This is a genomic window from Streptomyces sp. NPDC055025 (genome assembly GCF_053608565.1).
Genome location: NZ_JBSGVS010000073.1, coordinates 25918 through 38239, shown reverse-complemented (window position 1 = coordinate 38239; position 12322 = coordinate 25918). Strand labels below are relative to the sequence as shown.

Annotated in this window: 4 protein-coding genes; 1 reads left to right on the top strand and 3 read right to left on the bottom strand. The window is 70.5% G+C overall.

Going from position 1 to position 12322, the window contains the following annotated elements; translation table 11 throughout:
- Nucleotides 1-166 precede the first annotated feature (166 nt).
- Nucleotides 167-580 carry a hypothetical protein gene (locus ACWGDX_RS33400; RefSeq protein ID WP_453631709.1) on the bottom strand — a complete coding sequence of 138 codons (414 nt, stop codon included), beginning with the start codon at nucleotides 578-580 and terminating at the stop codon, nucleotides 167-169.
- Between the two features lie 834 nt (nucleotides 581-1414).
- On the opposite strand from ACWGDX_RS33400, the gene ACWGDX_RS33395 reads away from it, so the two are divergent.
- Nucleotides 1415-2260: a DUF6801 domain-containing protein gene (locus ACWGDX_RS33395; protein WP_453631708.1), complete on the top strand. Its 846-nt coding sequence runs from the start codon at nucleotides 1415-1417 to the stop codon at nucleotides 2258-2260.
- A 60-nt stretch (nucleotides 2261-2320) separates the two neighbouring features.
- On the opposite strand, the gene ACWGDX_RS33390 is transcribed toward ACWGDX_RS33395, so the two are convergent.
- Together ACWGDX_RS33390 and ACWGDX_RS33385 are read right to left on the bottom strand one after the other, a co-directional pair.
- Nucleotides 2321-4534 (bottom strand): NACHT domain-containing protein, encoded by a 2214-nt coding sequence (locus ACWGDX_RS33390; RefSeq protein ID WP_453631706.1) that lies wholly within the window; start codon nucleotides 4532-4534, stop codon nucleotides 2321-2323.
- A gap of 289 nt (nucleotides 4535-4823) precedes the next feature.
- Nucleotides 4824-11858, bottom strand: a complete 7035-nt coding sequence (locus ACWGDX_RS33385; protein ID WP_453631720.1) for a glycoside hydrolase domain-containing protein — start codon at nucleotides 11856-11858, stop codon at nucleotides 4824-4826.
- Nucleotides 11859-12322: the final 464 nt, after the last annotated feature.

Here is a 12322-nt window from a genome sequence, read left to right as displayed (position 1 = left end):
CGCCGACCGGTCGTACGAGCGCGGCGGGCCGGCGGTCCACGCCACGCGCTGGGCGAGGGGCCCTTCCGCTGGCCGAACGGCACCCGCGTTCGAGGCCGGTGGCACGGTTCGTCGAATGACACCGGGACCGGCCTGGACACGTATCAGATCCTGGACACGTATCAGTTCAGTGGCGCGACCGGTCGAACCAGTCTCTGGTGTTCCGCCTGGTCGAGAGGACGATCACAAGGACGCCGACCGCCACACCGAAGCCCCACGCTCCGTCGGGCAGCTTCGCGTCGATCGCGGTGCCGGTGACGACCGATGAGCCGACGATGATCAGTGAGCCGACGACAACCGCGCCGACGCGGACGCCCTTGCCGCCGTCGGGGCACTTCGCGGCAACGACGATCGCGGCCGCGGCGAGCATCCCGAACGGGAGCGCCGCGACGAGGAGCATGCCGGCTATCAGTCCCCCCATGGCGCCGGTCTCCAAGGTGGCGGCGGCCACTACGAGCCACAGGGCAGCGAGAATGTTCCCTGCGCCCACCGTGAGAAGCAGGACGCGGACGGACCTGACGGTGCCGGGCATCTGGCTCATGCGGGTTCCTTTGAACGGACTCACGTGGATGGAGGCGCGCACCGCACTGCCCGCCACCCTTCGTCGCCGTGCACCGGTGCGCGGCGTTGTGGCAGGGGCACAGGGGCACAGGGGCACAGGGGCACAGGATAGGACCAGGCGCTCGCCGCCCGGATTCGCCCTGCTCCACGGCACGCCGCTGCCCGGCACACGATGTGCCCGCACTCTCGCCGGCCCGGTCGAGGACGCCTGGCCCGCGGGCGAGTTGAGAGCGGCGGAGGCGCCGCTCAATCCGACCGTCCGCGCGGATATGACGCGATTGCGGAAGGACTCGGTTTCGAGATGCCGGTGAGTAACGTCTTCCCGGAGGGAATCGGGACTCGGAATCGGGCTTGCGTTAGGGCTTGAGGCAGCATTCGTGTTCGGGTTCGGATTCGGGCTGGGTTTCCCCGCTCGGGATCGGTGGGTGGCCCTGTCGTGCGTGTGGCTGCCGCTGACAGGTCGGCCGCCCTGGACCTTGATCGCTTTCCTGGACGACGCCCACCGTCGAGGTGCGCCGCGCCGGGCCGGCGCGGTCCGTCAATTCCGCCACGCCCAACTCCACGACCACCTCACCCAATTGTTCCACGCGCACCACCCCTCTCGCCGATCGAATTCAGCGGGCATGGCGGACCCGGAACCTTTACCGACCGAAACAGCGTGTCGTTCCGGAGAAGCCCCATAATTCAGTACCGATGGAAAACTCAGTGGACCACGTCACGGAGGTGGCATATGACTGACAGGCGCGCGAAGGGAAGTACCAGGGTGAGGATCGCCCTTGGGTTAGTCACGGCGTCAGGAGCCGCCGTCGGAGTCATGGGGGGTTTGGGAGCCGGAACCGCGGCCGCACAACCGGTTTCGCTGACGCTGAAGTACACATGCGACGTTCCGTGGATCGAAGACCAGCACATCACGGCGCGGATCGACGCGAATCTCCCGGCGTCGGTCGCGCTCGGCCAATCCAGTAAGAAAATCACCATCCGTGCGGGAACGACGGTGGCCGCGGACATCACACCGTGGATCGGCCGGATCGGTGTGAAAACCGTTGAGGGCACGGTGGACGCGAAGATCAAGGTGAACGCGCCGCAGGGCGACAGGCAGATCGGAGTGCCTCTCGACATCACCAGGACCAACATCCCGGCATCCGGTTCCTTCGGCATCACGGCGACCGGCGCCGTGCTCACTCCCGCTTTCACCCGGCCGGGCACCGCGCGGATCACCGTCGGCGACATCGTCCTGAACGTCGTCGGGAAGAAAGCGAGCGGCGAGGCCCTCGAACTCCCCGTGCCGTGCACGCTGGACGGCGGGCAGAAGAACTTCGTCGGGTCGTTCAAGATCACGAAGACGGGGACCGGCTCGGGCACGGACGGCGGCTCGACCTCATCCGGCGGCACGGGCACGAACGGCGGCTCGGGCACGGACGGCGGCACGGACGGCGACGGCACGACAGCCCCGGGCTCCACGCCTACGGCGGCCTCCGCCGCCGGGGGGTCGGCTCCGACGGGAATTGCCGCCAACGGTACGGGGACGGGCACCATCGCGAATACCGGCGGGGACGCCGAGGACCTGATCCTGCCGGCTGTCGGGATTCTTGCCGCGGGCGTCGCCGCCCTCTGCCTCGGCTCGCGGCTGAAGAACCACCGCCGCGCCGCCGACGGCTGAGGCGACCGTACAAGGAGCCCGGTCGGACCCGCCTGCTCCGCGGCTGCTCGCCCCACAAGCTCAGGGGCGCGTTGTGTGCGCGGAAGCGGAAGTGGGGCGGTTCAGCGGGTCGTGGTCGACGTCGCCGCGGATGAGGAAGTCCTGGAGCTCGCGGTGGCGGAACTGGTAGGCGATGCCGGCGGTGCGCGTCAGACCTGCGTCGCAGCACCAGTCGAGGAAACGGCCGAGGCGCCAGGGCAGTGGTTGGTGGGACCACCAGCGGCGGGTACAGAGCAGGAAGGCTATGTAGCGGACACCCGCGGCGCCGAGGGCCGGACCGGCGCCGGTCCTGAACAGGGGTCCGAACGCACGCCAGGGCCTGAACAGCGAGTCGAGCGCGCCCCGGTAACCGCATCGGAACAGGCGGTTGTAGAGGAGTGCGAGCGCACGCCCGCCGCCGAGACCGAACAGCAGCATGTAGATGAGTACCGCCCCGAGGGCGTGTACGGGGCTCAGGGCGAGCCAATAGAAGGGGACGAACGCGAGCCCGACCACGAGGCCGGTCGCGAACCCGGTCACGAGGTCGTCCCGCACCATGCCGCGCGGCGACGCGTTCCCGTGTGACCTGCGAGTTTCATGTGCGTCCGAAAGTACGCCCGCCAGTCCGACCCCGACCATCGCTCCACCGGCGAGCCCTACCACCAATCCGTACACGAGCCCGGTCACCAGCCCGACGACGTTCCCGAAGTCGGCCACGACCACGAGCACTCCCCAGAAGAGCCCACCCACAAGCCCGTTCACGAGCTGGTGTCTCTCAGCAGGCGTTCGGGCGGTTACTCGTTGCAGCCGAGACGGTACGGGCCAGGGTGGGATTCCGATGAGAAGGCCGGCCGCCACCATGAGTGCCACGTTCATCGCGTACACGTGCCAGGCGTCGAGCAGGGCGGCGGGCAGGTCGACGATGGCCCACACCGCGACGGTCAGCAGGACGTGGACGGTGCGGGCGCGGCGGCGGCCGGTGAGCGGCCACAGTTCGTGGAGTACGAGGTCGGTGCCCGACAGTTGCCGTCCGGCCACTACGCGGGCGCTGGTGGTGTTGGTGTGCAGGTGGCGGGCGAGGACTGTCAGCCAGGCGCGTACCTGCGGCCGGCTGTAGGGCGCTGTCGTACCGCCTGCCGGGAAGGCGGCGAGGATGAACAGATTCAGCAGGTGGTCCCGGATCTGCTCGGGGGTTTCCAGGGTGCGCTCAAGGAGATCCCCGGGATCACGGACCCAGCGACCGTCGGGGTGACGTTCGTCGTAGACGGCGAGGGCTACGGTCAGCCGCCAGGGTGTGGACAGGCCCAGGGCCAGTGGACCGGCCGGGTCGGCGCGGAGTGCGTTCAGAACGGGTGTCCAGCGGGCCAGGATGCGGGTGCGGGCGGCGACGAACGTCTCGGTCGCGGCCAGGCTGACGGGGGCGATGTCGATACGGGAGGCGTCCTCCGCCCCCAGAGCCTCGCCTTCGAGAGCGACATAGGGGGTGCTGCGGCAGGTGAGGACGAGTTGGCCCTTGGTGGTGCCATGGAGGTAGCTGTTCATGGCCTTCAAAGCGGCCGCGGCGCGGGAGCCGTACCCGGGAGTCTCGCCGGCGTCCATCTCGTCGAGCCCGTCGAGCACGGGCAGGATCAGCCGGTCGGTGACAAGGGCGGCGGCCGCGGTCGGGCGTAACTGATAGGTACGGGTGAGATGGTCGGCGAGCCAGTCGTCGAGCTTGTTCCGGTTGGGGTCGAAGGTGGATAACGACAGGCGTACGGGAACGGGGTCGCCCGGCGTCCGGTCGGTGAGGAGGAGCAGCATGAGGTGGAGGGCGAGTACGGTCTTGCCGGCTCCGGGCGCGCCGGTGATGACGAGGCGGCCCGGCCGGAGAGCGCGGTAGTAGGCGGCGACTTCTTCCAACGTGCCGTGGGGCGCTGCGCCCGCGGTGTGGTGGGCGGGGGAGGGCAGGAAGGTGAACTCGACGTTGATGGTGCGGTCGCTGCCGCCGAGGAGTCTGCGGCGGGCTTCCTCCTCGCGTTCCCTGATGATGCCGGTGAGGCGGTCGGCGAGTCCGGCGGTGTCGGTGTCCTGCCATGCCTGGGAGTCCACCGCCTGGTGCAGGCCCGCTATCGCCAGCACCAGGCTGACCAGCCCGACCACCAACCCGCCCGGGTCCACCTCCCCGGTTCCCGCCCGGACGGCTATGGTGACCGCCACCCCCACGGCCACCACCGTCAGCGCCAACCAGCCCCACCGCATGCGACGTGCCGTCCTCATGTGACCATCCTCACCAACGGCTTCGCTGTTTTCCAGGGAAACGGCCCATGCGCCGGCACGACTTCGGGGTCAGCGGCGGGGCCCGCGCGGTGGGGGTTCGTCGGGCAGGTCCTGCCGTCGGCAGGAGAGCGGTCCAGAATGAGGGTGTGGACGTCCCCGAGTTGCTGGAAGCCGCTTCCTCGCTCACTCGGGACGAGTGGGAAGTGCGCCTCTTGAGGATCAGCGGGATCCTGCCGCGCCCCGCGGCACCGCGGGGCGCGGCAGGTGCGGGGCGCGGCAGGTGCGGCGGTTACCTCGTGCCCGGCGCCCTGGGGATCGTCTGGGCTGCCTCCACCCCTGTGCCTCCGGTGCCGAACAGGCCCGGGTAGGGCCACCAGCCCGATCCCGCGATGGCGGCGTGATCGCCGTCATGGCCCTTGCCGCCGTCCGCGACCGGGCGGTCGTCGCGGTCCGTGAGCTGGAACCCGACCGTGTAGGTCCGGGTGACCGAACCGTTGGCCGAGGTCACCTTGATCGTGCGGGTGGTGAACCGGGATCCGGTCGACGAGAGGACCGGACTGCCGTCGGTGACCTTCACCCGCGCGCCGGACTGGGCCGGTACGGCGGAGACGGCCGGGATCCGCGTGTTCTTCGGCCAGTCGACCACGTACGTGGAGCCGTCCGGGTCGAAGCCGTCGATCGCGGCGCCTCCGACGGTGATCGCCTTCGCGTCGGCGACACCGGCCTTGGTGGCGTCCGCGTAGTTCCTCACCGTGACCGACCCGTCGGCGTTGACGACGACGCGCGCCGACATCGCCGCCGCCAGGTTGATCCGCTCCCAGCTCGCTCCGCCGTCCGCCGTCAGGTCGAGCGGGTAGCCGGAGTCCGTCGCGGTCTGCTCCAGGATCTGCGTGCGCTGCCCGGTGGTGAGGTCCGGGAACGCGGTGATCAGCAGGGCCGCCGCGTCGGACGGTGTCCTGAGAGTCTGCCCGGCCTTCCCCACCTGGGAGAACCCGTAGGTCAGCCGCCGCGTGTACAGGTCGACGTGCTGCGCCTCGCTCAGACCGGCGTAGGAGTCGCCCTCGCAGGCCGCGAGCGTGTCGCCGTATCCCTCCTTCTCGCACTGCGCGAGCAGCACGTTCTCCATCTCGGTGTGGGCCTGGGTCAGCAGCTTCGCGAAGTCGGGGTCCGCCCACCGGTGCGCGACGGTGGCCTGTCCGGTGATGCGCCCGCCCATGACGTCGAGCGGGTAGTGGAACCCGAGGACGACGCGGTTGTTCCCGTACTCCGAGGTGCGCGCGAGGATCGACGGCGCCAGCTCCGGCAGGAGCGTGGCGAGGATGGTCCCGGTCTCGTAGCCGCCGTAGGTGTGGCCGCTCGGGTACGAGCCGCTGGTGGCGAGGCTGCCGTACGAGCCGTCCTGCGACTCGTAGATGTCACCGCCGTCGCCGACGAAGCCGAGCCGCACATACGGGCGCGGGTAGGCGTAGTGGTCCTTCGCCGCGTCGACCTTGTCGAGGTCCTTCGTGACGCGGGAGAACAGTGCGCTGGTCTTCGGCAGCCGGCCGCCGTTCAGGGCGTCGCGGTAGATCTGGCCGAGCCGGGAGCCGAGGCCGTCGGCCAGCGTGACGGTGGCGCTGTTCGTCGCGTCCACCTCGGCCCGGTCCACCTCCTTCTGGGTCGCCGCGTTGTTGACACCCACCGCGATGCGGTCGTTCTCGGCGGTGAGCGCGGTGCCGTTCGGCACCTTGGCGTCGGCTCCGAGGATGTCGGTGCCGAGGTCCTCGATGCCGTTGAGCAGGCCGTAGAAGTAGTCGGTCCCGTCGCCGGTGCCCGGCCACTTGTCCGACGCGTAGGTGGCGTTGAGCGTGTCGTCCGGGAAGGGGGACGGTTCGTACGCCGGGTCGGAGGCGTCCGTCGCGGCGGACGCTCCGGTGGTCGCCGAGGTGGTCGCCGACGTGGTCGCCCGGACCGTCGCGGCGGAGTCGTCCGAGGTTCCCGCCAGCGTGACCGCGGTCACGGTGGCCGTGTGCGCCTTGGCCTTGCCGGTGGTCGTGAGCAGTGCCGTGCCGGTCGTGGCGGGCACGTGCGCGGTGGTCCCGTCGCCGAGGGCCACGGTGTAGCCGATGATCGGGAATCCGCCGTCGCCGGCCGGCTTCCAGGTCACGCGGACCTGCTTGCCGTCGGTGATCACACCCGTCACGGCCGGCTTCTGCGGCTTGCCTCCGCCGGTCACCACGGGCGCCGTGGCGGCGCTCGGGCGCGAGGCGCCGAACGCGTTCACCGCCTGGACGCGGGCCGTGTACGACCTGTTGGCGCGCAGCCGGGTGAAGGTCGTGCTCCGGCTGTCCGGATCGTGGATCTCGACCTGGTGGCCGTCGCCGAGGGTGACCCGGTAGCCGGTGACCGGTGAGCCGCCGGTGTCCTCGGGCGCGGACCAGGCGACGGTCACGCTGGAGCCGGACGATGTCGCCGACACCGCGTCAGGCGTGGCGGGCGCCGTCCTGGGCTTCGTGGCGAGCGCGGACAGGGCGTGGCGGAGGGTCCCGTACCGCGCGGTGAGGGCCGCGTCCGTGGCGGTGCCGTCCGCGACCGCGGTCCTCGCCTCGGCGAGTGCCTTGGTGAACGCCTTCCACGACGCGTCCGTGTAGCGGTCCTTGTCGAGGGCCGACGCGGTCGTGACCAGGTCCTCCAGTCGCAGCCTCGCCACCGGGACCAGCTGTTCGGCGGCCAGGGTGAGACCGCGCGTCCGGGTGTCGACTTCGAGCCGCGTCGCGTCGTCGCTGTCCACGAGGGCGCGCGCCGAGGCGAGTTCGCGCTGGTACACGCCGAAGTCGATCGCGTTGTAGCGCTCCGCGTCGCCGGAGAGTCCCTCGTACCGGTCGATCGCGTCGCGCAGGGCGGACTTGTCCGTCACGACGGGCGTGTCGACGTGGTCGAAGGTGATCCGGCCCAGATTCGCGACGTACGGGTGCGAGGAGTCCGGCTTCGTCGTCAGCCGCAGATGGACGGAGTGCGTGCCGGTGATCGCCTTGGGCAGTGTCAGACTCGTCGTCCCTCCTGACGACCACGCGCTTCCCGTGACCGGCAGCGGTACGGTCGCGTACGGCGTGCCGGGGTCGGCCGCGTCGAAGGAGTCCAGATAGAGCTGGACGGCGGAGCCGGTGCCGCAGCGGGCGGAGTTGTTGACGTAGGTGATCGTGACGGTGCTCTTCGGGGAGCCGCCGAAGTCGATGTCCCCGTAGTCGAGCCAGGCTCCGTCGTAGGTGCCGCCGAGGTCGGTGGTGGAACCCGAGCCGGTCCAGCCGACCGGCTCGCTCTTGAGCCCGCCGCCGCTGTGCGAGCGGAACGCGGTGGCGTCGAAGCCCACGGGGGCCCCGGCGGTCCGCGTCAGGGCCAGTGAGTAGACGTTGCCCACGTAGGGCTGGGAGGCGGTCTGCGTGCTGGAGACGAACGCCGCGTACACGTCCTGGACGCCGGTGAAGACGGCCGGGTCGAGCCGCACGCTCGTGGTGGCGATGGTTCCCCAGCCCGATCCGCTGTAGTCGAGGGGGATGTCGACGCTCTTCGGGCCGTCCTTCGAGCCGAGGCGCAGCTCGATGTGCGAGTCCGACGCGGCGCGCGACTGGGGCTTGTCATAGCTGACGGTGACGGTGTCGGCGCCGTCGCGGAGGTCGGTGTCCTTCCACCGGGCCCACGCGCCGTTCGTCACGTTCTCGAAGATGCCGTTCGAGAGGTTGAGCGGGAGCGAGCCGTCGCCGGTCGTGGTGGTGTTCACCGCGGTCAGCGTGGCGAGCGTGGTCGTGGGGGACGAGGAGACCTCGTACGGCGAGAACTGGTACCAGTCGAAGTTCGACACCCACTGCTGGCCGGACGGGGCGTGGAACACGAACGTCGCGCTCTGCGCGTCCAGCAGGGCGTCCGGGTCGGTGACGGACGCCTGCACCGTGTTGTAGTACTGCCAGCCGCCGGTTCCGGGGAGCTGGACGGTGGCGACGACGGGACCGTCGGCGGCGCCGGCGTGGATGTCGACACTGCTCGGTTCGGCGTTCGTCGCCTGCGAGTTCGCGTAGCGGACCGAGACGCTCTGCGGGGCGGCCCCGCCGAAGTCCAGCCTGGTGAAGCGCTCCCACGATCCCTCGGTGACGCCGCCGAGGTTGCCGTCCGAGTTGTTCCGCTCGCTGATGAGGCTGGGGCCCTCCTTCTGGTCGGGGTCCTCGGCCTGGAGGACGGCGTAGCCGCCCTCGTCGATGGTGAGCGCGTCGATGGCGGAGTGCAGCGCGTCGTCGGCGGCCATGATCGTGCCGGTGGCGGACGCGGTCGCGGACGCGGTGGTGGACGTGTTCGCGGACGCGGTGGTGGACGTGTTCGCGGACGCGGTGGTGTCCGCGTTGGTGTCCGCGAGGACGGTCCGCGCGCGTTCGAGCGCCGACCGGAACAGGCTCCAGGAGCCGTCGGAGTAGTTGCCGCCGCGCACCAGCGACGCCTGGTCGACGAGTGCGCCGAGGGCCTCGCGATGCACCGCGGCGGCGGAGATGACGAGCGGGTCGGTCGGGGATATCCCGGTGCCGCCCACCGTCGAGGCCCGTACGCCATGGGCGAAGGCCGTGTCGTGGAAGGTGATGCCGAAGCGCGCGTCGACCTGCGCGGTGCCGGTGAGCGACAGCGTCGCCGTGCGCGAGCCGCTGACGCGAAGATCCGCCGTGACACCGCGCGGCAGGCCGGTCACGGTCGCCGCCCCGGTCCTGGTGAGGCTCGTTCCCTTGCGGGCGGCGAACGACGCCGGTCCGTCCAGGGTCAGCTTCACACTGCCGTCGACGGTGCCGTCCGCGGCGGTGCTCACGGTGCCCGGGTGGGCGGAGACGACGGTGTCGCCCTTGTCCGTTCCCGTACCGCCGTTACCCGCACCGCCGCCACCCGTACCGCCGTCACCCGTGTCGCCCGAGTCGGTGTTCAGCGAGTACGCGGGCTCCGTGCGGGCGCCCCACCGGGAGGGCTTGGAGCCCATGGTGAAGTCCAGGGTGCCGCCGGAGATGATCTGGGAGTAGTCGAGCCACGTGTTGTCGAACCGCTTGCCGTTGAGGGTCGCGTTCTGCACGTAGTAGTCGCTGGGCGACACGCCGTCGGCCTTCACCGTGAACCGGGTGCCGTTGGCGTAGGTGATCGTCGTGGAGTCGAAGAACGGGCTGCCGATCTGGAACTGGCTGGAACCGGCGGTCACCGGGAACAGGCCCAGGGCGGCACCGACGAACATGGTCGACATGGTGCCGGCGTCGTTGTCCATGGTCGGCAGGAAGCCGTTCGGGGAGAGCTTGTAGACCTGGGTCTTGACCGGCGGGGTGAACTGGCCGCCGGAGCTGGGGGCCTCGTTCGTGGAGCCCGTCGCGATGTAGCGGTTCCAGGTCGTGCCGGTGTAGATGGCGCGTACCCACTTCTGCGTCAGGCTCGGCTCGCCGACGTAGTTGAACAGGTACGGGGCCTGCAGGTCGATCTCGTTGGCGTTGGAGTGCAGCATGGTCGAGCCGTCGTCGACGGTGGAGTCCTCGCCGAACATGTGCCTGACGGCGGCCTGCCCGGCCTTCGGGCCGCCCATGGCCTCGATGAGTCCGCCCATGTCGTAGGCGTCGTACCAGTGGTACTGCCACAGCGTGCCCTGGTAGAGGCCGGCCGCCTCGAACCTCTCGTAGTCGGCGCTCTGCCAGTCACCGCCCGCGGCGCGCGGGGTGAGCAGCCCGACCTCGGTGCCGTCGGTCGCGGTCCAGGCGCCGGACTTCACGAGGTTGTCGATCGCCATGGTCGACTGGGTGCGCAGCTTCTTCGCGTCCGCCTTCTTGCCGAGCGCGTCGGCGATGACGGAGAGCGCCCACTGGTCGTAGCCGCGCTGGACGGTCGTACCGGGATCCCCGGTGACGTATCCCTGGCGCAGCTGCGCCCCCGTGTAGTAGCCGGAGTACGACAGCAGCGCGGGGTACGCCTCGTCGAGCCGGTCGAAGTTCGTGAAGCCCTTCGACAGCGCGTCGGCGACCAGCACGGCCGAGCGCTCCCAGCGCACGGTCGGGACCGAGTGGGTGAGGCTGCCGAGGCTCTTGCCGGAGGTGCGCGCGTCGGCGAAGAGCACGATGAGCGACTGCACCATGTCCCGGTAGGTGGCCGGGTCGATGTACGCCTCGACGGAGTACTTGCGGAAGTCGTCCCAGGTGGACCAGCCGTCGTAGTACGTGAAGCCGTTGGCCCGGTGCACCGCTCCGTCGGCGCCGCGGTACGTACCGCTGGTGCTGGTGGCGTTCACCGGCAGCGCGTACATGCGGTACAGGTGCGTGTAGAACTCCTTGGTGAGCGTCGACCCGGGGTCGGACTTCGCCGAGGAGCGCACGGCGACGGCGCCGAGCGCGCTGTTCCAGTCCGCCTTCGTCCGGGCGCGCGCCTGGTCGAAGGTGAGGTCGCCGACCTCGGCGCGCTGGTCGATCGCGGCCTGTTCCGCGCTGATCGGCGAGAGCGTGACGCGCAGTTCGATGTCGTCCCCGGCGGACTTGTCGAACCCGAGGACGGCGCCGGTGTCGGACCCGTCGCGCGTGGTCGCGTCGCTCAGCCTGCCGTCGTTGCCCCAGCTCTTCAGGGAGGTCACGGGGACGTTGGTGGTGGCGTTGTAGTACAGCTGGTACGAGGCGCCGTTGAACGACCCCGCGACGAGCCCGGAGATCGAGGTGGTCCCGTCCGGGAGCGTCGTCGCCTTCATGGTCGAGCGGGTGCGGCTGGTGAAGTTGTTCGCCAGGTCCAGGACGAGCTGGGGGTTCGACCCGGCGGGGAAGCTGTACCGCTGGAGCGCGGTGCGCGTCGTCGCGGCCATCTCGGCCTTGACGGTGCCGGAGTCCTGCTTCACCGACGACGCGGTGCCGGAGAGGGCCCCGAGGCCCACCTGGTAGTAGCCGGGCGTCGCGGTCTCGTCGTCGTGGCTGTACGGGTGGGCGTACGTGCCGGTGGCGGGGCGGCTGTCGTACTGCACGGAGGTCGGGACGACGAGCAGGTCGCCGCCGCCGCCCGAGCCGCCGACGCCGTCGAGGTTCGTCGCGGTGAACCCGGCGATGTGGTCCTCGTTGTAGTCGTACCCGGTGTGGTTGCGGTTCGGCGTGGTCAGCGGGTTGACCTTGGCCAGACCGTGAGGCGCCTGGGCGCCCGGCAGGTCGTTGCCGTCGTCGCCGGCGGTCGACACGAACGGGTCGACGAGTTTCGTGTAGTCCGTACCGCCGGATGTCCCGCCGGACGGCGTGGACGTGGTGGCGCCGGGCACGGCCGCGGCCGCGCCGGCACCGGCCAGCGCGCCGAAGCCGAGCGCGCCGGTGATCAGCACGGCGACCGTCGCACGCAGGGGCCGATGACGTCGGCGGGCGGTCCGCGGGGGAACCCCGCGGGGCAAGGGGGCTTGGGATGTGATGGACACGTAACCTCTCCAGCGTCGCGAGATGCCCGCACAGTCCGCCTGGAGAAAGACAACGTTGTCTGACCGAACACCGGAGCGTGCGGAGCGAGACGGCAGTGGACGCACGGGCCAACACCCGTCGCGCTCACGACCGTGCGCCATCAGACAGGAAAAAGGCATACAACGGGCAAACAGCGCTCACACAGGAGATGCGCGCCGAACGCAGGACACAGAGCGCGGGCCGCAGCGATCCGGACGCGGCGATACGGAAGCGGCGAAGGGAGTCACCGCCGTCGCACGCGGCACGGCCCAGGTCGCCGCCACGGCCCAGGTCGCCACCCTCCCGAGCGGGCCCTCGATCCGGTCCCCGGCCGATACCGCCGGCCACCGCC